Annotated in this window: 19 protein-coding genes and 1 other RNA gene; 16 read left to right on the top strand and 4 right to left on the bottom strand. The window is 65.4% G+C overall.

Annotated elements, in window-relative coordinates; translation table 11 throughout:
* Positions 1–79 precede the first annotated feature (79 nt).
* Positions 80–1,222, top strand: coding sequence for a diacylglycerol/lipid kinase family protein (locus tag F6S87_RS04300; protein WP_407925110.1), 1,143 nt, complete (start codon positions 80–82; stop codon positions 1,220–1,222).
* A gap of 96 nt (positions 1,223–1,318) precedes the next feature.
* Here the strand turns inward: F6S87_RS04300 and F6S87_RS04295 are convergent, their stop codons facing one another.
* Entirely contained in the window at positions 1,319–2,104 is a 786-nt protein-coding gene (locus tag F6S87_RS04295; protein ID WP_163227362.1) for an acetoin reductase, read from the bottom strand.
* Between the two features lie 315 nt (positions 2,105–2,419).
* Here F6S87_RS04295 and dnaX point away from each other — a divergent pair, with 315 nt between their 5' ends.
* The 7 genes from dnaX (at position 2,420) to leuA (ending at position 11,446) form a co-directional block, all read left to right on the top strand.
* Entirely contained in the window at positions 2,420–5,026 is a 2,607-nt protein-coding gene (gene dnaX, locus F6S87_RS04290; RefSeq protein ID WP_163227361.1) for a DNA polymerase III subunit gamma/tau, read from the top strand.
* A 6-nt stretch (positions 5,027–5,032) separates the two neighbouring features.
* A complete protein-coding gene (gene recR / locus F6S87_RS04285; protein WP_163227360.1) occupies positions 5,033–5,635 on the top strand; it encodes a recombination mediator RecR in 603 nt (200 codons plus the stop codon).
* A 171-nt stretch (positions 5,636–5,806) separates the two neighbouring features.
* Positions 5,807–6,568: an aspartate kinase gene (locus F6S87_RS04280; protein WP_163227359.1), complete on the top strand. Its 762-nt coding sequence runs from the start codon at positions 5,807–5,809 to the stop codon at positions 6,566–6,568.
* Between the two features lie 58 nt (positions 6,569–6,626).
* The gene (locus F6S87_RS04275) at positions 6,627–7,193 is read left to right on the top strand and encodes an ACT domain-containing protein (RefSeq protein ID WP_163227358.1); all 567 of its coding nucleotides are present in this window, start codon (positions 6,627–6,629) and stop codon (positions 7,191–7,193) included.
* Between the two features lie 131 nt (positions 7,194–7,324).
* The gene (locus F6S87_RS04270) at positions 7,325–8,395 is read left to right on the top strand and encodes an aspartate-semialdehyde dehydrogenase (RefSeq protein ID WP_163227357.1); all 1,071 of its coding nucleotides are present in this window, start codon (positions 7,325–7,327) and stop codon (positions 8,393–8,395) included.
* Positions 8,396–8,602: 207 nt separating this feature from the next.
* Entirely contained in the window at positions 8,603–9,223 is a 621-nt protein-coding gene (locus tag F6S87_RS04265) for a DUF5701 family protein (RefSeq protein WP_163227356.1), read from the top strand.
* A gap of 312 nt (positions 9,224–9,535) precedes the next feature.
* The gene (gene leuA / locus F6S87_RS04260) at positions 9,536–11,446 is read left to right on the top strand and encodes a 2-isopropylmalate synthase (RefSeq protein ID WP_163227355.1); all 1,911 of its coding nucleotides are present in this window, start codon (positions 9,536–9,538) and stop codon (positions 11,444–11,446) included.
* A gap of 127 nt (positions 11,447–11,573) precedes the next feature.
* Here leuA and F6S87_RS04255 read toward each other — a convergent pair whose 3' ends face one another.
* Positions 11,574–13,991 (bottom strand): transglycosylase domain-containing protein, encoded by a 2,418-nt coding sequence (locus F6S87_RS04255; RefSeq protein WP_163227354.1) that lies wholly within the window; start codon positions 13,989–13,991, stop codon positions 11,574–11,576.
* A 305-nt stretch (positions 13,992–14,296) separates the two neighbouring features.
* Between F6S87_RS04255 and F6S87_RS04250 the strand changes: the two genes are divergently transcribed.
* The 7 genes from F6S87_RS04250 (at position 14,297) to treR (ending at position 23,052) form a co-directional block, all read left to right on the top strand.
* Positions 14,297–15,439 carry an inositol-3-phosphate synthase gene (locus F6S87_RS04250; protein ID WP_163227353.1) on the top strand — a complete coding sequence of 381 codons (1,143 nt, stop codon included), beginning with the start codon at positions 14,297–14,299 and terminating at the stop codon, positions 15,437–15,439.
* Positions 15,440–15,634: 195 nt separating this feature from the next.
* An RNA gene (ffs, locus tag F6S87_RS04245) (signal recognition particle sRNA small type) lies at positions 15,635–15,731 on the top strand.
* An 80-nt stretch (positions 15,732–15,811) separates the two neighbouring features.
* The gene (locus F6S87_RS04240) at positions 15,812–16,984 is read left to right on the top strand and encodes a phosphatase PAP2 family protein (RefSeq protein WP_231129323.1); all 1,173 of its coding nucleotides are present in this window, start codon (positions 15,812–15,814) and stop codon (positions 16,982–16,984) included.
* 160 nt (positions 16,985–17,144) lie between these two features.
* Complete coding sequence (gene topA / locus F6S87_RS04235; RefSeq protein WP_163227351.1) at positions 17,145–20,108, top strand: type I DNA topoisomerase; 2,964 nt, start codon at positions 17,145–17,147, stop codon at positions 20,106–20,108.
* Positions 20,109–20,256: 148 nt separating this feature from the next.
* The gene (tmk, locus tag F6S87_RS04230) at positions 20,257–20,934 is read left to right on the top strand and encodes a dTMP kinase (protein WP_163227350.1); all 678 of its coding nucleotides are present in this window, start codon (positions 20,257–20,259) and stop codon (positions 20,932–20,934) included.
* A 98-nt stretch (positions 20,935–21,032) separates the two neighbouring features.
* Positions 21,033–22,187, top strand: coding sequence for a DNA polymerase III subunit delta' (locus tag F6S87_RS04225; protein ID WP_163227349.1), 1,155 nt, complete (start codon positions 21,033–21,035; stop codon positions 22,185–22,187).
* A gap of 133 nt (positions 22,188–22,320) precedes the next feature.
* On the top strand, positions 22,321–23,052 hold the full coding sequence (treR, locus tag F6S87_RS04220) for a trehalose operon repressor (RefSeq protein WP_163227348.1): 732 nt from the start codon (positions 22,321–22,323) through the stop codon (positions 23,050–23,052).
* A gap of 17 nt (positions 23,053–23,069) precedes the next feature.
* Here the strand turns inward: treR and F6S87_RS04215 are convergent, their stop codons facing one another.
* Together F6S87_RS04215 and F6S87_RS04210 are read right to left on the bottom strand one after the other, a co-directional pair.
* Positions 23,070–24,137, bottom strand: a complete 1,068-nt coding sequence (locus F6S87_RS04215) for a LacI family DNA-binding transcriptional regulator (RefSeq protein WP_163227347.1) — start codon at positions 24,135–24,137, stop codon at positions 23,070–23,072.
* Positions 24,138–24,310: 173 nt separating this feature from the next.
* On the bottom strand, positions 24,311–24,577 hold the full coding sequence (locus tag F6S87_RS04210) for an HPr family phosphocarrier protein (protein WP_163227346.1): 267 nt from the start codon (positions 24,575–24,577) through the stop codon (positions 24,311–24,313).
* 262 nt (positions 24,578–24,839) lie between these two features.
* Here F6S87_RS04210 and ptsP point away from each other — a divergent pair, with 262 nt between their 5' ends.
* Entirely contained in the window at positions 24,840–26,513 is a 1,674-nt protein-coding gene (gene ptsP / locus F6S87_RS04205) for a phosphoenolpyruvate--protein phosphotransferase (protein ID WP_163227345.1), read from the top strand.
* Positions 26,514–26,518: the final 5 nt, after the last annotated feature.

Raw genomic sequence — 26,518 nt, 5'->3', positions numbered from 1 at the left:
GGAGAGTGCCCGGGAAGGAGGGAACGGGGAATCGTCCTACGTCAGCCGGTAAATCAACACCACGAAGTGAGCCTGACCTATTACTGTTACAAGCATGACAAGCGAACGCAAGACAGTGGCCGTCATCGGCAATCCTTCATCGGCGAAGGGCGAAGGCGCCAGGGCCAGCGAACGGGTGCTCGAGCTGCTGCGGGACCAGGGCGACGTGCACGGGTTCGACGTCATCGACCTGACCGGCGACAGCTTCGACGGCTCGACGGCCAATGCGCGCGAACGCTGGGACGACTACGACTATCTCGTCGTCGTCGGCGGTGACGGCATGATCTCGCTCGGCGTCAACGTCGTCGGCGGCACCGGTCGCCCGCTCGGCGTCGTCGCCATCGGCTCCGGCAACGATTTCGCCCGCGGACTCGGCCTGCCGGTCAACCGGCTCGACACCGCCGTCGAGGGCATCGTCGGCGCGATCGTCCACGACTGCCACGTCGAAGTCGACCTCGGCCATGTGCGCTCGCTCGCCGGCGGCACCGCCGTCGACACGACGACCGGCGACGCCTACGACGAGCCGAAACCGGTGAACCGCTACTACGCCGGCATGCTGTCGTGCGGACTGGACGCGCGCGTGAACGACCTGGCGAACCATTCGCACCTGCCAAACGGCTCGCTGCGCTATCTCGTCGCGCTGATCCGCGTCGTGCTCCACCTGACCAACTACGGCTTCCACATCCGGACGACGCTTGCCGACGGCTCGGCCAGCGAATACGACCTGGCCACGCCGCTGCTGACGGTAGCCAATTCGCGGCATATCGGCGGCGGCATCGAGGTCTCGCCGTATTCGCGGTTCAACGACGGCATGCTCGACCTGGTCTGGCTCGAGCGCAAGCCGACATTGCGCGAGGTGGCCGTGGCGATCAGGAGGGCGTATTGCGGACGCATCCTGAGCTGCCCGTTCCTCGGCTGGCAGCGCGTGCGCGACGTGCGCATCTCCCGCGGACCCGACGGCGACGAGCCGCCGATCCTGATGGCCGACGGCGAATACGTCGGCACGGTGCCGGTCGAGGCGTCCGTCGTGGCCAACGGGCTGCGCCTGCTCGTGCCGCCGGCAGTCAGGGAGGTCTACGACCACACCGACGAGGCGGACACGATCGCGGCCATCCACCGCGACGGCCGCGATCCGCTCACCGGCAAGTTCCTGGCCGGGACGGAGGGAGCCCCGGCTAGGTAGGAATCCGCAGGCCCGGAGAGAGCCGGGAGACCCAACGAGAGTCCGGGAACCTGGCGGGAATCCGGGAACCCGACGGGAACCCGGAAAGGAGGACGGTCAGCTGTACTGCATGCCGCCGTCGACGATGATCGTCTGGCCGGTCACGTAGTCGGCGTTGTCGCTGGCCAGGAAGGACACGATGCCGGCGACGTCGCTCGGATACTCGCAGCGGCCCAGCGCGATGGTGTCCACCATGTCCTTGAAGTTCTGGCCGATCGGCTTGCCGTTGAGCTTGCTCATCTCCTCGTCGATGTACGTCCACATCGGGGTGTCGACGATGCCCGGCGCGTAGGCGTTGACGGTGATGTTGCGGGCGGCCAATTCCTTGGCGGCGGCCTGCGTGAGGCCGCGGACGGCGAACTTCGTCGACGAGTAGGCGGGCAGGATCGGGAAGCCCTCGAAGCCCGCGATGGAGGAGGCGGAAATGATCTTGCCCTTTTCCTTGCCGAGTTCGCCGAACTTGGCGGCCGCGGCCTGGATGCCCCAGACGACGCTGAACAGGTTGATGCGGTAGATGGTTTCCAGCTGCTCTTCGGTCACGTCGGTGATCGGGACGATCTGGCAGATGCCGGCGTTGTTGACCATGACGTCGAGCGTGCCGAGTTCCGCCACCGTGTCGTCGACGAGGCCGAACACGGCATCGCGGTCGGAGACATCGGTGGGGCGGAAGAACGCGCGGCGTCCAAGCTTGGCGATCTCGTCGAGCGTGGTCTGTGCATCCTCCCGCTGGGCGGGCAGGTCGGCGACGGCGACGTCGAAGCCGTCCTGGGCGAGCTTGAGGGCGATGCCGCGGCCAATACCGCGGGCGGAACCGGTGACGATGGCGACTTTCTGATCGGACATGATTGCTCCTTTGCCCATCGCGGCGGCGAGGCGGCACATCCTTGTCCGCCGGGGAGCGCCGGACGCGATTGGCCAACATTGTAGACGATTCATCCCGGACGACGTCAATATTTGCGGATTGTCGGCCGTCGGATGACCGGCGGCGACCCGCGGACACGTCGCGGTTTGACACGAATTCCGCGGCATTCACTCGTGTTGCCGGCGGGGTTGGCAGTAGGTTAGATAACACGGAAAGGCATGGCCGTGCGCTCCCGGCGGAGCGGTGGCCATCACGAGGCAGTCGCCCTGGCGACTGCGGAAACGGAACGGAACACGATGGCACTAGCGCTATATCGCCGGTACAGGCCGGACACGTTCGAGGGAGTGATCGGGCAGGACCAGGTCACGGTACCGCTGATGCGCGCCCTCGACGACAACAGGCTGACGCACGCCTACCTGTTCTCCGGTCCCCGCGGCTGCGGCAAGACCAGCTCGGCGCGCATCCTCGCGCGCTGCATCAACTGCGTGAACGGTCCGACGTCCACGCCGTGCGGCGTGTGCGACAGCTGCCGCGACCTGGCGACGGGCGGTCCCGGATCGATCGACGTCGTCGAGATCGACGCGGCGAGCCACAACGGCGTCGACGACGCCCGCGAACTGCGCGAACGCGCCGGGTTCGCTCCGGCCCGCGACCGCTACAAGATCTTCATTCTCGACGAGGCGCACATGGTGACGCAGCAGGGCTTCAATGCGCTGCTCAAGATTGTCGAGGAACCGCCGGAGCACGTGATGTTCATCTTCGCGACGACGGAGCCCGACAAGGTCATCGGCACTATTCGCTCGCGCACCCATCACTATCCGTTCCGCCTGGTGCCGCAGGAAATCATGGGTCCCTATCTCGAGGGCATCTGCGAGCAGGAGCACATCCAGCCCGAACCGGGCGTGCTGCGCCTGGCCATGCGCGCGGGCGGCGGCTCCGTCCGTGACACGCTGTCGGTGCTCGACCAGCTGATGGTCGGCGCCGTCGACGGCTCGATCCAGTATTCGTCGGCCGTCGCGCTGCTGGGATTCACGCCCGACGTGCTGATCGGCAATGCCATCGACGCCATCGTCGACCAGGACGGCGCCGCCCTCTACGGCGTCATCCAGAAAGTCGTCGTCGGTGGCTTCGACCCGCGGCGCTTCGTCGAGGACCTGCTCGCCCGGACACGCGACCTGCTCGTGCTGACATTGAGCGGCGACCAGGCCGAATCGGTTCTCGGCGACGAGGCCGCCACCGAAGACCTCGACGACATGCGGCGCCAGGCCGCCGCCCTCGGCCTGGCGACATTGACCGGCATGGCGAAGACGATGGACGACACGCTGGCCGAGATGACCGGCGCCGTCTCGCCGCGCATGCGCCTGGAACTGCTGGCCGCGCGCCTGATGGCCGGCCGCGAGCTCGGATTCGCTCCCGTCGCCATGCCGGTCGGCGCGGCCCCCGCCGCTGCCGGAGCCGCCGTGGCCGGTGCCGGGCTGCCCGACGACGGCAGCGCCAGCGCCAAGACGCGGTCGATGGCTGCCGCGCAGTCCGGTGGCGGTTTCGTCGGTTCGCGCAAGCAGGCCACGGCGACCGCGTCGACGGTGCCGACCACGTCGGCCGCGCCGACCACTGCTCCTGCGCAGGCTGCGGCGCCGGCTGCCGAAGCTCCGGCTACCGTTGCCCACGGCCTGCATGACGAGGCCTTCGTGGACGACGGCATTGGCGGATTCGGCGCCTCCGCGCATGCGGGCGACGCCGCACCGCGTGCCGGGAAACAATCGCATGCCGGCGGACAGGCGCCAGCGTCGGCCGCTCCGGCTGCTCCGGCCACCGGCGGACATGGCGCCGTGACCGTCGGCGCGGACAAGGCCGACGAGACCTGGGACAGGCTCGTTGCCAGCCTGCCCGAGGACGTCGCCCAGTACGTCAACCGGACGAAGGTGCCGCGCGTGCTGCTGTCGATGCACCGGCCTTCCGGTCACATGCGACTGTGGATCAAGTTCGACAAGCCGCTGAGCAAGTATGCGTTCGCGCTGGCCGTCGCCAAGGAAACGGTCGACAACACGAACAGCGTCCAGAAGATCGTGCGCGCCAAGGTCCGCGAATTCTTCGGCGACGGCGTCCAGCTGGCACCGACCGAGAAGATGGCCGACGGCCAGGCCGCGCCGCCGTTCGGCAAGCTCGACGCGGCCGCCCAGCAGAAAATCAAGGCCGAACTGCTCAAGGAAAACCTGCGCAACAGCCTCAAGGGCCAGGCGCCGGTCGGTGTCGCCCCGACAACCGCGGACAGCGGCTCCCGCAGTGACGGCCAGGCCACTGGCGGCCAGCATGCATCATCCGACGCTTCGGAAGGAGGTGACGAGGGCCGCGAGCCCTCGGACAGTGGACGCTTCGTATCCGGCGTGAGCGACGACGGCGTGGACCCCTGGGCCACGCCCGCGGGCGCCCGGTCCGTTGCCGGCCTCTTCGACCACCAGCAGGAAACGGACGCTCCGGCGCAGGCCGCGGCAGAGACCACCCATCACCGCAAGCAGGTGGCCGTGCCGGATCCGGACGACGACTTCGATCCGTGGGCCAACGCCCCGGCGCCGGCCGAACCGTTCCCGGACCCCCGCGATGCCGAACCGGCCCCGGAAGAATCACCCTTCCATCCCGACATGGCTCCCGGCATGGATGCGGAAGCATCGTTCCATCCCGACGAGGCCGACTCGCCGTCCGGCGACGCCGAACAGGACCGACCGTCCGGCGACGTGCGTCCGGAAGACGACAGCTACTCGCTGGCCGACCAGTCGCTGGACGCCGCCGGCGACGTGGGAATTGACGAGCTCAAGAAAATGTTCGACGTCAGGAAAGTCGAGGAATTCTCCGCCGACGATCCCCACAATCCGAAGAACATGCATGCCAAGAAGGAGGAGGCGTAACCGTCCATGGCCCTTGCATATGACGGCGCCATCCAGCGCCTGATCGATTCGTTCGCGTCGCTGCCCGGCATCGGCCCCAAGGGCGCGCAGCGCATCGCCTTCTACCTGCTGTCCGCTCCCGACGAGGAATCCGACCGGCTCGTGGAGGCCATCCGCGAGGTCAAGGACAAGGTCATGTTCTGCGAAGTCTGCGGCAACGTCTGCGAGGCCAGCCCCTGCACAATCTGCTCGGATCCGCGCCGCGACCGGACGACGATCTGCGTCGTCGAGGAGCCCAAGGACGTCATGAGCATCGAGCGCACGCGCGAATACCGCGGCCTCTACCACGTCCTCGGCGGTGCCATCAACCCGATGGCCAACATCGGACCGTCCGACCTCAACATCGCCGGCCTGCTCAAGCGCCTCGATAACGACGAGGTGAAGGAAATCATCGTCGCCCTCAACCCGAACATCGAGGGCGAGGCGACGACGACCTATCTCGGCCGCCTGTTGCTGCCGCTCGACCTCAAGGTCACGAGACTGGCCAGCGGACTGCCGGTCGGCGGCGACCTCGAATACGCCGACGAAATCACGCTGTCCCGCGCACTCGCCGGACGCCGGGCCGTCTAGCAGCCGGCTCGCCGGAGTGTCGACGCGCCGTGTCCCGTCGGGGACGACGCGGGACGGTTCAGATCGTGGGAGTCACGGCATGCGGCGGGGGTACCTGTTCCTATAATCGTGGTGCTTGCGTACTTTCGTGAAGAGAGAGAACGCCATCCCCGCAATACAGATTGGATTACCGTGGCTCTTATTGTCCAGAAATACGGTGGATCGTCGGTTGCCGACGCCGACTCGATCAAGCGCGTGGCACGACGGATCATCGAAACCAAGAACGCCGGTCACGACGTGGCCGTCGTCGTCTCCGCCATGGGCGACACGACCGACGACCTGATCGACCAGGCCATGAGCATCGATTCCGATCCGCCGGCCCGCGAAATGGACATGCTGATGACGGCGGGCGAACGCATCTCGATGAGCCTGCTGGCCATGGCCATCCACGCCGCCGGTTCCCATGCTTACTCCTTCACCGGTTCCCAGGCCGGTTTCATGACCGACACGCTGTTCGGCGCCGCCCACATCAAGGCCGTGCGACCCGATCGCGTGCGCCGCGCACTCGACAAGGGCAGCGTCGCGATCGTCGCCGGCTTCCAGGGCCGCGACGACAACGGCGACGCGACGACGCTTGGCCGTGGCGGCTCGGACACGTCCGCCGTCGCGCTCGCCGTCGCCCTCGGCGCCGACATCTGCGAGATCTACACCGATGTCGATGGCGTCTTCACGGCGGATCCCCGCATCGTCCCGACGGCCCGGCGCATTCCGGTCATCGACTACGAGTCCATTCTCGAGATGGCGTCGTGCGGCTCGAAGGTGCTGGCGCTGCGGTGCGTCGAATATGCCCAGCGATTCAACATGCCGCTGCATGTGCGCAGCTCCTTCTCGCACCGCCCCGGCACGCTGGTCATTCCCGCCGGCGTCGATCCGCGCGAGCTGCCGAACATCTGAGCGCACCGCCCATTCAATCCCAACCACTTCAGGACGTTTCATCAAGCAGGAGAGAGCAATGAACGACAATCAGGACAAGTCGATGGGCGATCTGTTTCCCGATCTGGGACAGGAAACGCCGGTCATCTCGGGCGTGGCCCACGACGGCAGCGAAACGCTTGCCACCGTGCGCGGCGTGCCGGACGAGCCGGGCATGGCCGCCAAGGTCTTCAAGTGCCTGGCCGAGGCCAACGTCAACATCGACATGATCGTGCAGGCCAGCGCCTCCACCGGCACCGCCGACATTTCCTTCACGCTGCCGGGCTCCGCCGCCGCCAAGGTGCAGGACGCGCTGTTCGCGAACCAGGACGAACTCGGCTACGCCTCGTTCGACGTCAATCCGAACGTCGGCAAGGTCGCCGTCGTCGGCGTCGGCATGAAGACACATTCGGGACTGGCTTCCAAGTTCTTCCAGGCGCTCAGCGACGAGGGCATCAACGTGCTGATGATTTCCACGTCCGAAATCCGCATCGCCGCGCTGGTGCCGCTGAACCAGCTTGACGACGCCGTCCGGGCGCTTCATACGGCCTACGGCCTCGACGCCGACAAGGTGGAGGCGGTCGTCTACGGCGGCACTGGTCGCTGACCGGCATCCTGCCGGCGGCCGACCGGTCGCCGGGCGGTGACGGACACGATTCACGGCGCATTACGCGCCACCACGACGGAACACAGACAACGACGGGCCTCCGGAGAGGCCATCCGCAAGGAGATGGACAGATGGTACAGATCAACGAACGCGGCGTGAACGTGGCGGTGCTGGGCGCCACGGGCCAGGTGGGCATGGTGATGCGTCGCGTGCTCGACGAGCGCGACTTCCCGGTCAGGGACCTGCGATTCCTCGCCTCGGCACGCTCCGCGGGCCAGGTACTCGACTGGCGAGGCCACGCCATCGAGGTCGAGGACGTCGCCAAGGCCGACCTTTCCGGCATCGATATCGCGATCTTCTCGGCCGGCGGCGGCACGAGCCGCGAATGGGCGCCGAAGTTCGCCGAAGCCGGCGCCTACGTTATCGACAACTCCTCGCAGTGGCGCATGCACGACGATGTCCCGCTCGTCGTCGCCGAGGTCAATCCCGACGATCTCGACGAGATCCCGTCCGGCATTGTCGCCAACCCGAACTGCACGACAATGGCCATCATGCCCGTGCTCAAGCCACTGTCCGACGCGTTCGGTCTCAAGCGACTGATCGTCAGCTCGTACCAGGCCGTGTCCGGCGCCGGCCGCGCCGGCGTCGAGCAGCTGATGAACGAGGCCAAGGCCGCCGTCGACCAGGGCGCCGACAAGCTCGTGTTCGGCGGCGACGCGATCGACTTCCCGGAGCCGACGAAGGTCGTCCGCACGATTGCCTTCAACGAGGTGCCGTTCATCGGCGACATCGTCGACGACGGCTCCGAGGAAACCGACGAGGAACAGAAACTGCGCAACGAGAGCCGCAAGATCCTGCACCTGCCCGACCTCAAGGCGTCCTGCACCTGCGTGCGCGTCGGCGTCTTCACCGCCCACGGCATGAGCGTCAACGCCGAATTCGAGCGTGACGTCACGCCGGACGAGGCCCGCGCTGTCCTGCGCGAGGCCGAGGCCGTCGAGCTCGTCGACATTCCGACGGCCCAGCTCGCCGCCGGCAAGACGCCGAGCTTCGTCGGCCGCATCCGTCAGGACCAGGCCGTCGACGGCCACAAGGGCCTCGCGTTCTTTGTCACCAACGATAACCTGCGCAAGGGCGCGGCGCTCAACGCCGTCGAACTTGCCGAGATCATCGCCCGCAAGCACTTCCCCGACCAGCTCTGATCACCGGGCCGGCGCTACGCCGGTCCACATGCACGGATCCGGTTGCGGCCGTACGGCCGCAACCGGATCATGTTGTTTGCGGGGCTTGCCGGCCGGTTGCCGCCCCTCCCGTTCCGTACGCCACGGCGGTTGTGTCCGTCGAATGGCCTTGCGCTGTCGGTCTGCATCGCGACGACATGCGCCAGCATCCACGCTAAGCTGGAAGACATGTCAGAGGCATCACGTGAAGCGCAAAAACAGCTGGACCGCATTGTCGCGTTGGGTTATCCCGACGTGGCCGACATGAGCGCGGCATCCTTCCGCGCGCTGGCGCGGCCGCTGATCAGGGCGCTCGAGGACAGCGATCTCGGCTCCGACATCCTGCTCGTGCCGACAAGGGAACTGGTCTCGCCGGAATCGCTGATTGCCCGAACCTCCATCAACCGCATGGCCGGCTTCACGACGATGCCCCCGCGCGACATTGCCAGCTTCCTGCCGCAAGGCGGTTTCGAACCGCCGGAAGGACCGTTCTACCTCGTCATCGAACCGCATACCGGCACTTGCTACGTCAACCGCGAACCCGACGTGGCCCGCAAGCTCATCGACTCCGACGAACGCATTCCTCTCACGCTCGAGGAGGGTCTCGCCATCGCCACGCAGCATCCCGAATGGCTGCTGGAGAAGAACGGCTTCAACCTGCTCGGCTCGCGCAGCAACGACGGCCGCGTGCCGAGCATCTGGATGAGCCAGAACGCGCCGCGACTGGGCGCGGTATGGCCGAATTCCAGGCATACGTGGCTCGGCAACGCCTTCTGCATGGCGCGCCGTGGCATCTCGCTGTTCTGCTGACGTGCCGCCAATGTTCCCGTCGCCACCGTCTCACCGAGGCTCCCGGCGTCGCCATCGCACCGAAGTTTCCGATGTCGCCGTTTCCTCCCTTTCCGTGGGTTCTTCTTCGCTGGCCCTGCGTTGTCCGCATTCCAAGTTTTTCGTTGACATGTGGACTACCCATGTCCTCCCCAAACCGTTGCCGTTAGGATGAAGGCAGCCGTCACGTCGCCGGCTCCAGCCAGCCAACGGAGGACGGCCGCCCATGTCCGGAACAGCGTTCCGGCGGGGCCATGACAACCATCGCGGATAACACATGAAGAAGGAGGAGTGATGGGTCAGGGTCAATCGTCGGTTTTTGATCTCGCTGCGGTCGCCGCGGCATCCAACGGAGGGAACAACGACCCGCTGCTGCCTCCGGCACGTTTTATTGGCGCTCCGCAGAAGCCCAGTTCCATGCCCTACACGAAGTACGTGGCGTATGACAAGCAGGTGCCTTTTGACTACCCGGAGCGTACGTGGCCGGGCAAGCGACTGCAGCGGGCGCCTCGCTGGTGCTCCGTCGACCTGCGCGACGGCAACCAGGCACTGGTCAATCCGATGGACGCCGAACGCAAGCTGCGCTTCTGGAACCTGCTCGTGAAGATGGGGTTCAAGGAAATCGAGGTCGGCTTCCCGAGCGCGTCCGAAACCGACTACGATTTCATCCGCATGCTGATCGAGCGCGAACTCATCCCGGACGACGTCACGATCGTCGTGCTCACGCAGGCGCGCGAGCACCTGATCCGCAAGACCTACGAATGCCTGAAGGGCGCCAAGCGCGCCATCGTCCACTTCTACAACTCGGTATCGGTCCTCCAGCGCGAGGTTGTGTTCCGCAAGGACCGCGACGGCATCAAGAAGCTGGCCACCGACGCCGCCGAACTGTGCAAGGAACTCGAGGGCGACGCCGGCGACATCGATCTCTATTACGAATATTCGCCCGAATCGTTCACCGGCACCGAGCCGGAGTATGCCGTCGAGGTCTGCAACGCCGTCATCGGCGTCATCCGGCCCACGCCGGAGCATCCGATGATCATCAACCTGCCGGCGACCGTCGAGATGACAACGCCGAACGTGTTCGCCGATCAGGTGGAGTACGTCTCCAACAATCTCGACGACCGCGACGCCGTCGTGCTGTCGCTGCACCCGCACAACGACGAGGGCATGGGCGTGGCCGCCGCCGAACTCGGCATTCTCGCCGGCGCCGACCGCATCGAGGGCTGCCTGCTCGGCAATGGCGAGCGCACCGGCAATGTCGATCTCGTCACGCTCGGCCTCAATTTCCTGACGCAGGGCATCGATCCGCAGCTCGACCTGTCCGACGTGCCGGAAATCCGCCGCACCGTCGAGTACTGCAACCAGATCAAGATTTCCGAGCGCCATCCCTACGCCGGCAACTTCGTGTTCACGGCCTTCTCCGGCTCCCATCAGGACGCCATCAAGAAGGGACTCGAGGCCCGCGAGATGGCGGCCGAGGCCGCCGGCGCCGAGCTCGACCGGTTTGTCTGGCTCGTGCCGTACCTCCCGATCGACCCGAAGGACGTCGGCCGTTCGTACGAGGCCATCATCCGCGTCAACTCGCAGTCCGGCAAGGGCGGCATGGCGTACCTGCTCAAGGCCAACCACAACCTTGACCTGCCCAAGCGGCTCCAGGTCGAGTTCGACAAGGTCGTGCAGGCCCATGCGGACGCCACGAAGAAGGAAGTCAAGGACGAGGACATCTGGCGCCTCTTCAAGGACGAGTACCTGCCGGTCGAGGAGACCGGCGCCACGCTGGCCGGCGATATCGTCGGCGACGTCCACGACGATTCGCTCGAGCAGTGGGGCCGTCTCAAGCTGCTCAAGGTCGCCGTCTCGTCCGGCGAGGACGGTTCGGATACCGAGATGACGGCGAAGGTGCTGGATCGTGGCCTCAACGTCGGCACCGACGAGGAGGTCGTTCGCGAGATTTCCGGTACCGGCAACGGTCCGATCGACGCGTTCCTCCATGCCGTCCAGTCGTTCGGCATCGAGGCCCGCGTGCTGGACTATGCCGAACACACGATGTCCGTCGGCACCGACGCGATGGCCGCGTCCTACGTCGAATGCGAGATAGGCGAGGACGCCGAGAAGCGCGTGCTGTGGGGCGCCGGCATCGACTCCTCGATCATCACCAGCTCGCTCAAGGCCATCATCTCCGCCATCAACCGTTCGCAGCGATGATGCCGTAACCCAGAAGATGATATGGAAGGGCCCCTCCGGAGAATCCGGAGGGGCCCTTCCATATGCACCCGAATGACGTCTATCTGACCGACGAAACACTGTCATCGGTCAGATTGTCAGCGCATACTCACTGTCCGCTGGAAGACGTCGAGGAGTTGCCGGACTTGGCGTTGCCATTCGCGTTAGACTGCGATTGCGGCGTCGCCGTGCCGGTGTCGGTCGGCTCGCTGGTGGATGGCGTTGTCGGAGTCGTTTCCGTCTCCGGGGACGCTGTCTGCGTCGGCGCCGGTGTTGTCGCAGTCGCCGTGGGCTCGGGCGTTTCAGTCGTCGTGGTGGTGGACTCGTTGTCGTCGTCACCACTGCCACTGCCACCGCTCGTCGTGTTGGTGTCCTGGTCGGTGTAGTCGTTGTTGTTCTCGGTGCTCGGCGCAGTGGACTGCGTGCCCGAGCTCGAGGACGACGTCGAGCCGCCAAGGCCCCAGTCGCCGTCCGGACCGCCGATCTTGCCGGTGTCGGTCGGCTTCGTGAACGTCTCCACGTCGTAGTTGGCCAGCGCCTGCGACATGAATTCCTGGAACAGGTGCGACGGGTAGCCGGTCGACGAGACGCCGTAGCCGGAGAACGACGGCACCACCTGGGCGCTGCCGTCGTCGGCCGGATTCCAGATGGCCCAGACGTTGAGCAGCTGCGGCGTGTAGCCGACGAACGACGCCGCCGTCTCGTCGTTGGCGGTACCGGACTTGCCGGCGACCTCGCGTCCAAGCGCGCTCTGGATCGTCGGCGCGGTGCCACCGGTCGTCGTCGTGCCCAGCATGGCCTGCTGGACAAGTTCGCAATCGTTCGCGTCGAAGACTTCGGTGGTGTTCGGATTGGCCGTGTACATCGTCTTGTCGTCCTTGGTGACCTTGTCGACGACGTGCAGCGTGTTCTTCGTGCCGTTGTTCGCGATCGTCGAGTGGCCCTGGGCGAGATCCCAGACGGTGATCGAGTTGATGCCGAGGATGTTGTAGAGCGTGTCGGCGTCGATGTCGCTGGTGATGCCGGCTTCCTTGGCGATCTCGGCGAACTTCTGCGAGGTCAGGTGCTCGTTGACGTTCATGAAGACGGTGTTCACCGACTTGGCCGTCGCCGTGTAGAGGTTGATGTAGCCGTAGCTCTTGTTCAGCGCGTTCGGGACCTGGGCGTAGACGCCGTCCTGCGTCTCGAACGTCAGGCCCGAGTTGCCGTTGAACAGCGTGCTGAAGCTGACGTCGTCCTGGGCCGCGCCGAGCAGGCCGAACGGCTTCATCGTGGAGCCGGGCTGGAACGTGGCCTGCGTGGCGTTGTTCAGCTGCTTGGTCAGGTAGTCCGAACCGCCGTACATCGCCTTGACGCCGCCGGTGGTCTGGTCGACGGCTATGCCGCCCACCTCGATGCTGTCCGGCATGTCGTCGGGCCGGTTGTCGCCGACGGTCTGCATTTCGGACTGCATGTCCTTGTCAAGCGTCGTGACGATCTTGTAGCCGCCGGTTTCCAGCTCGTCCTTCGTGAAGGCGCCACTGTTGACCAGTTCGTTCTCGACGGTGGTGAGCAGGTAGCCGTTCGGCCCCGAGAAGTCGTTGCTGACGGTGTAGTCCTTCACCTCCGGGAACTTGGCGTCCGAGGCCTGCTCGTCGGTGATGTAGCCGTCTTCCTTCATGATCCTGATCACGCGCTCGAAGCGGGACTCGGCCTGCTTCTCGTTGATGGCCGGATCCCACGTGCTCGGCGACGGAATGATGCCGGCGATCATGGCCGCCTCGGAGACGGTCAGGTCCTTGGCGTCCTTGCCGAAATACGCCTGCGCGGCGGCCTGGATGCCGTAGGCGCCACGGCCGAGGTAGATCGTGTTCATGTAGTTGCACAGCACGGTGCTCTTGTCCTGCTGCTGGGCGATCTTGATGGCCAGGATCGCCTCCCTGAGCTTGCCCGAGTAGCTCGTCGTTTCGCCCAGGTAATACCGTTCGGCATATTGCTGGGTGATTGTCGAGCCGCCTTGCCGGGAGCCCGTGGTCAGGTTGTTGTAGAGCGCGCGCATGATGCCGCCGAGATCGATGCCCTTGTTCGTGTAGAACGTGCGGTCCTCGGACGAGACGATGGCGTCGCCGACGTAGCTCGGCAGCGTCGAGCAGTCGATGATCTCGCGATTCTGCTCCTCGAAGGAACCGATCTTCGTCGTGCCGTCGGAATAGTAGACGCTCGTCTTCTCGGACAGCGCGATGCTTTCGGGCTGCGGGATGTCGGTGGTGATGTACAGGTACGCGAACAGGGCGATGCCGGCGACCAGGATGACGCCGATGACGCCAAGCAGGATCTTCCACCACAGACCCTTCTTCTTGGACTTCTTCTTTTTCCTGTTCGGCTTCTTCTTGAGATTCTTCGGCTTGACCGGCTTGCGATGCGAAGTGGACTGCCGGTCGCTCCGGGTGCCTCCGGAGTACTGCGTGGTTGCGTCGTCGCCGCTGCGGGTGGTGCTGGAACCATCCCCATCAGGACGCGAGCTTGCGGTTCGTGTCTTAGAAACCATGCCATCAACGGTAATCGTCACACCAGAAAAACTACCGGGATATCGGCTTCGCCGACATGCGTCAAGGATTTTTGTCACCAGATTTACATATCGGAACAATTCGTCCCATCGTCGGCGCCGTGACGACGGGCATGCGTGCCGACAGGGAACCGCACATGGCCGGACGTGAACATCGATGTGAGAAGAACGGGACGTTTTCCAGCACTTCGACTATCTTTCCTGTATAACCCCGATGGTTCATCGAGGTATAGGAATGTATGCTTAAGGATTGAAAACACGCAAGCAACGTAGAGGAGTCGTTTTAGATGAGCATTCGCGTGGCTATCGCCGGTGTGGGCAATTGCGCCTCGTCACTGGTGCAGGGTGTCGAGTACTACAAGGGCACCAAGGACGAGGACAAGATCCCCGGCCTCATGCATAACAACTTCGGCGGATACCGTGTGCGGGACATCGAGTTCGTCACCGCGTTCGACGTCGACGCCGACAAGGTCGGCAAGGACCTGTCGGAAGCCATCGGCGCCTCCCAGAACAACACGATCAAGTTCGCCGACGTGCCGAACCTCGACGTCGAGGTCCTGCGCGGTCCGACGTACGACGGTCTCGGCGAGTACTACCGCCAGATGATCACCGAATCCGACAAGGAGCCGGTCGACGTCGCCCAGGTTCTCAAGGACAAGAAGGTCGACGTGCTGGTCTCCTACCTGCCGGTCGGTTCCGAAGAGGCCGACAAGGCCTACGCCCAGGCGGCCATGGACGCCGGCTGCGCCTTCGTCAACTGCCTGCCGGTGTTCATCGCCTCCGACCCGGTCTGGGCCCAGAAGTTCCGCGATGCCGGTGTCCCGATCGTCGGCGACGATATCAAGTCGCAGGTCGGCGCCACCATCACGCACCGTGTCATGGCCCGCCTGTTCGAGGACCGCGGCGTGCGCCTCGACCGCACCTACCAGCTCAACGTCGGCGGCAACATGGACTTCATGAACATGCTGCAGCGTTCCCGTCTGGAGTCGAAGAAGATCTCGAAGACCCGCGCCGTCACCTCCATCGTGCCTCACGAAATGGATCCGTACAACGTCCACATCGGTCCGTCCGACTACGTGGCCTGGCTCGACGACCGCAAGTTCGCGTTCGTCCGCCTCGAGGGCACCACGTTCGGCGATGTTCCGCTGAACCTCGAGTACAAGCTGGAAGTCTGGGATTCCCCGAACTCCGCCGGCATTGTCATCGACGCCGTCCGCGCCGCCAAGATCGCCCTTGACCGCGGCCTGGCCGGCCCGGTGCTCGCCCCGAGCTCCTACTTCATGAAGTCCCCGGCCGTCCAGCACGAGGACAACGAGGCCCGTCAGCTCGTCGAGGAGTTCATCGCCGGCGACGTCGAGGCCAACGAGGAGCAGCTCAACGCCGATGTCGCGGCCGCCAAGGCCGCCGGCAAGGACGTGTGGAAGGCCTGATTCTTCCGGACATGCAGCCCGTCAGTGCCGCATGCCATCGGCATGGGACCGCGCATGACCGCCGAAGGCGTTACGCCTTTGGTGAACATGCGCGGTCTTTTCGTTGACTGACGACAATGTCAGCTCGACGGGGGCGTTTCGTCGGGTGTCCGACGATCCGCCGACTTGCGCGAAGGGAAATGTGGTGTACACTGGGCAGAGCCTCCACGCGGCGCTATGTCACCCAATCCCCCCAGGGCAGGAATGCAGCAAGGGTAAGTGGCCTCTGGCGGGTGCGTGGAGGTTTTTCTATATGTTCGCGCGGCGCGTGCCGGCGGCGGTACAGTCGGTGCCGGTACAGTCATAGCCATGAGCAGTAGCGAGGAAACACAGATGGCACAGCAGAAGGACGAATCGCCGAAGTCCGGCGCCCCTGCGTCCGGAGATTCGACGTCCGGCGCGCCTGCGCCGCTCTGGCAGCCGATCGAGGAACGGCACGACGCGCGGACTGAAGTCGATCCTTCCGCCGACGCCTCCGTGTCCGGCGGCTCGGCGTCCGATCGTTCCACCGGACAGCCCGGACCTGATCGTTCCGTATTCACCGACGAATCGCTCGGTGACGATCTCGACGAGGGACTGGCCCAGGTCGATCCGCTGGCGAACCGGCCGCGCGTGTCCAGCATCGTGCTGTGCGCGGTGTTCGCCGTGCTGTTCGCCGCGCTCGCCGCGCTGGCGTACTGGCTGGGCATTCGCACCGTCACCGGCCAGTCGTACGAAGACGAGGTCATCACCACGTATGCCGGCATCGTCCCCGATTTCCTTGCCGTGCCGCAGGCCATCGTCGGCAAGTCGGCCGTCGTCATCGCCGCCGCCACGCTGCTGGGATTGATTGCGCTGCTCGTCGTGCTGGTGCGCCGTCGCTGGTGGCTGCTCGGCCAGCTCATTGCCTTCGCCGCCGTGTGCTTCATCGCCGCGAAGGTGCTCAAGCCGCTGCTGCCGCGACCCTTCCTGATCAACGTCGAATCGTCCACGGTAAACTCGGCGCCTTCCGGGCACACGATGCTGGCCGCCGCGGCGGGACTGGCGCTGTTGTGCGCCGTGCCGCATGCGTGGCGTGCCGCATGCGCGGTCATCTCGACGCTCGTCGCCGTGTCCGTCGGATGCTCGGTCATCGTCGACCAGTGGCACCGGCCCGTCGATGTCATCATGGCCATGCTGATTACCGGGGCGTTGATGATGGTGGCGCTGGCGTTCACCCGGGGCAGCGGCATGGACCGCCCCGGCCAGCGCGTCTCGTCGCCGAGCATCCAGATTGTCGCGGCGGCGCTGATCACCGGAGGACTGTGCTGCTGGGCATACGCGGCCTACATCATCTGGCAGATCCAGATTGGATTGCAGCTCAGCGCCAGCTGGACGGCGTCGGGCGCGGCCAGTTCGGCCACGGCCCTCGTCGTCGGCACGGCCTGCGTGGTCAACGGCATGGTGCTGATGATGCGCCAGATCACGGCCGCCCCGCTGACACGGCTCGGTCTGCTGGGCGCCCCGCCGGCACCTCCGCGCCGGTAACGGCGCACGCGTCCGTGGACGGCCTTGACGCCGACGCCGCGACGATGCTGCCGGCCGGTCCCTGTCCAGTTCGCAACGCGGGGAAATGGCGCCTGCGCGGGCGTATTGAGTAATATGACGTCCGAAAGCTTGAATGGGATCAAGCGCGTAAGGAGAAAGCATGACTAAAGGCAGCAAGCTCGTCATCGTTGAGTCTCCCACGAAGGCCAAGAAGATCGGCGGTTATCTGGGAGATGACTACACCGTGCTGGCGTCGGTGGGGCACATTCGCGACCTTGCACAGCCCAGTCAGATTCCGGCGGCCGACAAGGAGAAGTTCGGTCGGTTTGGCGTGGATGTCAACGACGGATTCGAGCCGTACTACGTCGTCGGCGCCGACAAGAAGAAAACCGTCGCCGAGCTGCGTGCTGCGCTGAAGCATGCCGACGAACTCTACCTCGCCACCGATGAGGATCGCGAAGGCGAGGCCATTGCCTGGCATCTGGTCCAGACCCTCAAGCCGAAGGTACCTGTCAAGCGCATGGTCTTCCACGAGATCACGCCGGAAGCCATCCGCGCCTCGTTGCAGCACACCCGCAATGTCGACGACGACATGGTGGACGCGCAGGAAACCCGTCGAATCCTGGACCGCCTGTACGGCTACGAGCTCTCGCCGGTGCTGTGGCGCAAGGTCGGTCCCGGCTTGTCCGCCGGCCGTGTGCAGTCCGTCGCCACGAGGCTGATCGTCGAGCGCGAACGCGAACGAATGGCGTTCGTGCGTACCGCCTACTGGGACGTCGTCGCCACGCTGGCCGCGAAGGATGCCCAGGGTCGTGACGCACAGTTCGACGCGCGCCTGATCTCCCTCGACGGTCACCGCGTGGCGGCGTCGAAGGACTTCACCGACCGTGGCGAGCTGACCGACGCGGCCGTGCGCGACGGCGTCGTCCGCGTGGACGGTCATGTCGCCGATGCCGTCGCCGCCGAGTTGAAGGGGCATCGTTTCCTCGTCGACTCGCTGGACACGAAGCCCTACCGTCGCCGTCCCCAGCCGCCGTTCACGACCTCCACGCTCCAGCAGGCAGCCGGCAACCGGCTGGGCATGAGCTCGCGCCAGACGATGCGCGCCGCCCAGGGCCTGTATGAAAACGGCTACATCACCTACATGCGTACCGATTCGGTGACGCTGAGCCGGGAAGCCATTGCCGCTGCCCGCGAATCGGTGGCGAAGACCTATGGCGACCGGTTCCTGTCCGAGAAGCCGAAGCAGTACGCCACGAAGACGGCGGGCGCGCAGGAAGCTCACGAATGCATCCGCCCCGCCGGCGCCCATTTCCGGCACCCGTCCGAAATCGCCGCGCATGTCTCGCCCGAGCAGCTCAAGCTGTACAAGCTGATCTGGCAACGCACGCTCGCCTCCCAGATGGCGGACGCCACCGGCTCGACGGCCGTCGTCAAGCTGTCCGCCGGCACGGACGGCTATGGCACCGCGCTGTTTCAGGCATCCGGCACCGTCATCGAATTCCCCGGATTCCTGATGGTCTACGGCGACGGTTCCAAGTCGGACGGCGACGACGCTTCGCTGCCGCCGATGGCTCCCGGCGAACAGCTGCAGTCGACCGACGTCGTGGCCGACGGCCACGAGACGCAGCCTCCGGCCCGCTACACCGAAGCATCGCTGGTCAAGACGCTCGAGGCCAAGGAAATCGGACGCCCGTCGACCTACGCCAGCATCATCTCGACGATCATTGACCGCGGATACGTCTACGAACGTGGCCGCGCGCTGATCCCGTCGTGGCTGGCCTTCGCCGTCGTCAAGCTGCTCGAGACGAAGTTCCCGAAGTACGTCGACTACCAGTTCACCGCGGACATGGAAAGCGGCCTCGACCAGATCGCCCACGGACAGGAAACCGGACGCGACTGGCTGACCCGGTTCTACTTCGGTTCCGGCGACGGCGCCGCTCAGTCCGAGGACGAGGCGCACGCCGGCCTGCAGCAGCAGGTCGCGCAGCTCGGCGAAATCGACGCGCGCGCCATCAACACGATCGAGATCGGCGACGGCATCAACGTGCGCGTGGGGCGCTACGGCCCCTACATCGAGGACACGAAGGACCTGGACGCCGAAGGCAACCCGAAGCACGCGTCCATTCCCGACACGCTCGCTCCGGACGAGCTGACCGTCGACGAGGCGCGCAAGCTTGTCGCGACGAATTCGGGCGGCCCGCGGATCCTCGGCACCGATCCGGTCACCGGGGGCACCGTCGAGGTGCGTAACGGCCGCTTCGGGCCATATGTCGCGCTCGTGGCGTCAGACACGGCCGATGCGGACGCCCACACCTCGCACAGGGACGAGCAGAAGCCCAAGATGGCGTCGTTGTTCAAGTCGATGTCTCCCGACACCCTCACGCTCGACGAGGCGCTGAAGCTGCTGAGCCTGCCACGTGAAGTCGGATCGTACGACGAGGTGGATGCCAAGACCGGCGAGACGCAGACCGTCACCGTCACGGCCAACAACGGCCGCTATGGTCCGTACTTGACGAAGACCGGTGCCGACGGCAAGCAGGAGACGAGGTCGCTCGCCAGCGAGAACGACATCTTCGCCATCGACCTGGCCGGTGCGCAGGAACTGTTCGCGCAGCCCAAGTATGGTCGTCGCCGAGGCAGTGCCAAGCCGCCGCTACGCGAACTCGGCAACGATCCGGAGACGAACAAGCCCGTTGTCATCAAGGACGGCTTCTATGGTGCCTACGTCACCGATGGCACCACGAACCGGTCGCTGCCCAAGCAGACCGACCTCAAGACGATTACCGCCGAGGAATGCTTCCGGCTGCTTGCCGAGAAGCGCGCCGCCGGACCGGCCAAGCGCCGTGGTCGCGGCAAGGCCAGGAGCTCGTCGGCCAAGTCGTCGTCCACCGGCGGTCGCAAGAAGGCGACGACGCGCAAGACGGCGTCCGGGAAAACGTCCGCCGCGGACACGGCCCGTCAGGAACGCCGCGCCAAGGTGAAGGACCTGGCTTCGCAGGGCTGGGCCAACACCCGCATCGCCAAGGAAATCGGATCCACGCCGGCCACCGTGAAAAGCGACATCGAGTGGCTGGCCGCCAACGAGGGATTCGATCGTCCGCCGGTCGTGCCGGCCCGCTAGCGTCCGGCGTGACGTCTCGCCGGACGCTCCGGGGCGGACACTCGCCCCGGTTTGCGCCACCCATCGTCGATGGGTACGGTTGAACCATAGTCGTTGTTGTGTTCTGGTCCTGTGTAATCTGCAGTGATGCTCTGGAAAGCGGTGCGTTATGTCTACGTGCGGAATGTTCATTACGTTCGAAGGGGTGGATGGAGCCGGCAAGACCACCCAGGTCAACCGACTGGCCGAGTACTGGCGTGCGCAGGGCAGGGAAGTGGTGACTACTCGCGAACCCGGCGGCACGGAACTCGGCATCACGATCCGCAAGCTGCTGCTCGGTCATGACGATGCGGACGAGCCGATCGCCCCGCGTACCGAGGCCTTGCTGTTCGCCGCCGACCGTGCCCAGCACGTGGCGCAGATCGTGCGGCCGGCGTTGCGCAGGGGCGCCATTGTCATCTCCGACCGCTACTTCGACTCGTCGATCGCCTACCAGGCGGGAGGCCGCGAGCTCGGCTCCCAGGAAGTCCGCGAGCTGAGCATGTGGGCAACCGGAGGTCTCGTCCCGATGCGCACCTACCTGCTCGACATCGATCCGGCCGAATCGCACAAGCGCATGATTGCGCCCGAAGACCGCATGGAGTCGACCGGCGACGACTTCCAGCAGCGCACGCGCCGCGCATTCCTCGCCATGGCCGCCCAGGAGCCTGACAGGTTCCTCGTTGTCGACGCGACGGCATCCGAGGACGAGGTCGCCGAACAGATCCTGTCCGACAACCTCATGCTGTCCGCCTTCACCGGCGTCGCCGAAGTCCACGAATCGGTGGAAACCGAACCCGCTCGTTGACCTCCCGGCGCTTCTGTCCGCCCGATGGTTGCGAAACCGGCTGGTAGGCTGGATATTCGACAGTATTGACGACGCGGCCACACGGAGGGAACCGTCGAATGAGCGTATGGGACGAAATGGTGGGGCAGCGGCAGGTCGCGGAGCGGCTGAAGGCCGTTGCCGAAGGCGACCCGCGGGCCATTGCCCAGTCATGGCTGATCTGCGGTCCTCCGGGATCCGGCCGGTCCAACATGGCGCGGGCCTTCGCGGCCGCTCTCGAGAGTCCCGACCACGGCCTGGGCGACGAACCGACCAAGGTCACCAGGCAGGTGCTGGCTGGGGCGCACCCCGATGTCAACATTCTCGCCACCGACAAGGTGACGATCGGCATCGACGAAGTCCGCGCTTTGGTGGCGCAATCCGAGCAGATGCCGACGACGGCGCCGTGGCGCATCATCATCATCGAGGATGTCGACCGCATGCTCGAGCGCACGACGAACGTGCTGCTCAAGGAAATCGAGGAGCCCAGTCCTCGCACGATCTGGCTGCTGTGCGCGCCAAGCGCGCAGGATGTCCTGCCGACGATCCGCTCGCGCACCCGCATCGTCAATCTCGCCGTGCCGCAGGCGTCCGACGTGGCCTCCTACCTGCGTGCCACGCTCGGTGTCGACGACAATACGGCGGCGCGCGCCGCGCGCCTGTCGGAAGGCCACATCGGCATAGCCAAGCTCTATGCGTCCGACGAACAGGTCATGCGGGACCGCGACGATCTCGTTGTCGGCGTGCTCGACCTGCGCAAGACGTCGCAGGCCGTGCTGCTGGCGGCCACGCTCAACGACGCCGCCAAGCGCCAGGCCGAAGCCGACGTCGAGGCCCAGGCCGAACGCCGTTGCGCCGAATTCAGGCGCGTCAACGGCCTCGGCGCCGACGAGACGGTGCCGGCCAAGTTGCGCGGCGCGTACAACCAGCTGGCCAAGAAGGACGAACTCAAGCGACAGACCACGCGTCGCACGCGCGACGTCCTCGACCGGGCCCTGAACACCGTCGCCAGCATCTATCGGGACGTGGCGGTCCTGCAGAACGGTGCGGAAGACGAAGTGGGCCTCGTCAATGTCGAGAACCGCAGCGCCATTGCCGCCTTGTCCGTCAAGCTGACACGCCAGGACACGGTACGTCGCCTGGAGTCGGTTTCGACGGCCCGTCGCCGCCTGTCCGGCAATGGCAACATCCCGTTGCTGTTCGAGGCCCTGTTCAGCGAACTCATCGCCTACTGACCGACTGTCCGGCATCGTCGACGGAGACGGCCTGCCGACGGAAAATGTCGGTGCGATGAATCGGTGAATGCGTGACGATGCGGTGGCCACCGGCCAGGCGAAAAATGCGTAAGAGTGGAGGATACTCGGAATCATGCCGAAGGCGCGATTTGGCGAGATCTACAAGGATCTCAAGGACTTGATAGAGGCCGGTGAATATCCGGAAGGCGCGCTCTTGCCAAGCGAGAACGACCTGGCGACGCAGTACGACTGTTCGCGCAACACTGTCCGCCGCGCCCTGGCCCGTCTGGCGGCCGACGGATACGTGCAATCACAACAAGGCAAGGGCGTGCGCAGCATCTATGCGCCCGCTGACATGACCACGTGTGTCGCCGGTACCATCGAGTCGTTTCAGGAGCGTGCCGAGCGCAGCCACCGTGACACGCGCAGTGAAGTGCTCCTGTTCGAGGATATTGTCGCCGATGACGACCTGGCTTCGGAAACCGGGTTTCCACACGGTATCTCCCTTATCCACATCATCCGGGTGCGGTGCTTCGACGACGAGCCGCTTATCGTCGATCACAATTGGTTCCGTCGCGATGTCATGCCGTTGCTCACGCCGCAAATCGCCACCGGGTCCATCTATGACTATCTGGAAAACGATCTGGGGCTCGTCATCGCCACGAGCAAGCGAGTCATCACGGTCGAGCTCGCGGACGACATTGATCGACAATGCCTTGACTTGGGCGACTACAATTCCGTGGCGGTCGTTACCAGTCAGGTATTCAGTTCGGACGGCGTCCAGTTCGAGTACACTCGTTCGCGCCATCAACCGGATGTGTTCCGGTTCCAGGATGTCGCCACGCGCAGTCGGCTGATGCTGTGATATTCCAGGGCGACGTCCTACCGCGCCGTGATCTGGCGGGTGGTGGCGGTGCCAACGGTGGATTCGCGGACGATGAGCTGGGAGGTCAGCGAGACCTCGGACGGATAGTTCGGTCCCTGCGCGATGAGGCGCAGCGATTCCTCGGCGATCTGTTCGAACGGCGGACGCAGCGTCGTGATGGAGGGCGACGCCGTTTCGCACAGCGGCGCGTTGTTCTGGCCGACGAGCATGACGTCTTCCGGTGCCCGCAGGCCGAGGGAATGCAGGGCGACGATGACGCCGAGCGCCACCTTGTCGTCGCAGCAGATGACGGCGTCCGGCTTGTCCTGGGCGAAGATGCGCATCGCGCAGTCGTAGCCGCGCTGCACGGTCTGGTCGCCGAACTGGTTCCAGGCGGCCTTCGTTTCCAGGCCGAAGGAGCGTAACTGCGTATGCAGCATGGAAAATTGTTCGGCCGATTCGAAGGACACTTTCCGGCCGGCCATGTAGGCCACCGTCTTCGCGCCGAGTGATGCGAGATGGTCGACGATCTGCTCCATTGCGAGCAGCTCGTCCAGCGACACCTGCGAATAGTTGCGTGAACGCCGCCCGTTGCCGATCTGGACGATCGGGATGCGGCCCGCGTGGCGTTCGAGGATCGGCGTCAGGTCCGCGCCGGTAGCCGGCAGCACGATGAGTCCGTCGACGTTCCTGCTGATCAGCGATTCGACGCGGGCGGTCTGCAGGGCCTTGGTGCCACCGACGCCGAGCAGCACCTGGCTGTCGCGGTCGTCGGCGGCCGATTCCAGCGCGTCCAGTAGCTGGGCGGCGAATTCGTCAGTGGCGCTGGGGATGACCAGCCCGACGGTCCTGGTACCGGCGCCGCGCAGCGAGCTGGCGGCGACATTGACCGAATAGTTCAGCTGTTCGGCGGCCTGGCGGACGCGGCGGGCGATGTCGTCGTCCTTCTGTCGCTTGCCGGACAGCACGCGCGAGACGGTGGCGATCGACACGCTGGCCAGCGCGGCGACGTCGGTGATGGAATGGGCGGACGAGGATGAAGGCGACGTGGACGCCCGCGATGGGGCGTTGGCTTGGCGAACCATTTACTCCTCCAGTTCTTCCAGGTCGCATGGGGCCCGAACCTGTCTATCTGATCAGCCTATAGCGTAATGGGCTTCGAATCAAAAGGACCGCCCGCGTGGGCGGACGGTCCTTGTCGAGACGTTCGCCGTCGAGCCGTGCAGTGACGGCTCGACGGCCATTGCTCACCTGGTGCTCACTCGGCGGCGAGCAGGATGTTCAGCAGGTTGTCCGCGACGGCTTCGGCGTTGTCGCCCTCGACCGTCACCTCGACGGTGTCGCCCTGCTTCACGCCGAGACCCATGACGGCGAGAATCGAGTTGGCGGCCACCGGGGCGCCGCCTTCCTTGGCGATGGTCACGTTGGCGCCGGAGCCTGCGGCGGCCTGCGCGAACTGGGCGGCCGGACGGGCGTGGATGCCGACGGGATCGTTGATGACGGTGGTACGGGTTGCGGTTGCCATGTGGCACTCCTTTGCGCAAAAGAGATACAACTTGCGCCGTTCACGTGGATGTTGCCTTCCGCGTGTGCGGCATAGCAACACAGTATAACATGACACACGGTTTTTTAGAAAACGTTTACACGTTATAATTGGTAGGCTTTTGGAATAAATAATTCCGAGATTGAAAAACGGTTTACCGGTAAATCCTGAAAAACTGATACCCGCGGCAGCAACGTGGCGTTTGGTCCAGGGGGAAACGGTCCTGTGTGGATAAGGAGTTCACATGATTATCAAGGGTGTTGGCATTGGACGCGGTGTGGCCGTCGGGCCGGTGATGCGCATGGCGGATCCGCTTCCGGAGCCGAAGGACGAACCCCGTGACGCGAGCATCGACGCCGCAGTCGAGACCGAACGCGTCATGGCCGCGCTCAACACGGTGAACGCCGACCTCAACCGCCGCGCCGAGGAAGCCGCGAACAGCGATGACAAGAGTGTGCAGTCCGCCGCCCCGATCCTGCAGGCGATCGCGATGTTCGCGTCCGACCCGCAGCTGGCCGCCTCGATCAAGGACCTCATCGAGCAGGGCAAGACCGGCGAGCGCGCCGTGCTCGAGGGCTTTGGCGCCGTCGAGGACATGTTCCGCGCGATCGGTGGCTACCAGGGCGAGCGTGCGGCCGACCTGCACGATGTCGGCCAGCGCGTCATCGCCGACCTCATGGGTCTGCCGGCTCCGGGCGTGCCGGACAGCGACAAGCCGTTTGTCCTCGTTGCCAAGGACCTGTCCCCGGCGGACACCGCCGGCCTCGACCTCGACAAGACGCTGGCGATCGTGACCTCCGAAGGTGGCCCGACGTCGCACACCGCCATCCTGGCGCGTGCCCGCGGCATCGTCGCCGTCGTCTCCGCCGCCGGTGCCGTCGACCTCAAGGACGGCGAGGAAGTCATCGTCAATGCCGCGAAGGGCGAAGTGATCGCCGAGCCGACGAAGGAGCAGGTCGAGGAAGCGCACCAGGCCAAGTCCAAGGCCGACAAGGCCAAGGAGCTGCGAGGCCAGCCGGGTCAGCTGGCCGACGGCACCCGCATTCCGCTGCTCGCCAACGTCGGCAAGCCGTCCGATGCCAAGGCCGCCCACGAATACGGCGCCGAGGGCGTTGGCCTGTTCCGCACCGAATTCCTGTTCATCGGCAACAGCGAGCCGCCGACTGTCGAGGAGCAGACGAAGGCCTACGCCGAGCTGCTCGCCGAATTCCCGGGCAAGAAGGTCGTCATCCGCCTGCTGGATGCCGGTGCCGACAAGCCGCTGCCGTTCCTGACGCCGGAAGACGAGCCGAACCCGGCTCTCGGCCTGCGTGGCCTGCGCACGCTCGTCGCCCATCGCCAGGTGCTCGAGGACCAGCTCAAGGCCCTCGCCGCCGCCGACGCCCAGACCGATGCGAACCTGTGGGTGATGGCCCCGATGGTCGCCGACCAGTACGAGGCCGACTACTTCGTCAAGCTTGGCAAGAGCTACGGCCTGAAGTTCGTCGGCGCGATGGCCGAGGTGCCGTCTATCGCGCTGATGGCCGACAAGGTGGCCGACGTCGCCGACTTCGTCTCGATCGGCACGAACGACCTGACGCAGTACACGCTGGCCGCGGACCGCACGCTCGGTTCCGTCGCCAACTACCAGACCGCCTGGCATCCGGCGGTGCTGCGCAACATCAAGATGATCTGCGAGGCCGGCAACGCCAAGGGCATGCCGGTTGGCGTGTGCGGCGAAGCCGCCGCCGATCCGGATCTCGCCGTCGTGCTCGCGGGCCTCGGCGTCAACTCGCTGTCGATGTCGCCGGCCGCGCTCGACGATGTCCGCGCCGAGCTGGCCAACCACACGATGGCCGAGGCGCAGGAGCTGGCGAAGAAGGCGCTCAACGGCGACTTCTACAAGCCGATGGACTGGGATTCCGCCTACGCCGACTGAACGGT

It is taken from the genome of Bifidobacterium choloepi (assembly GCF_010667615.1).
GTDB lineage: Bacteria > Actinomycetota > Actinomycetes > Actinomycetales > Bifidobacteriaceae > Bifidobacterium > Bifidobacterium choloepi.
Note: the sequence above shows the minus strand (reverse complement) of the source record. Positions and strands in the feature narration are given on the sequence as shown.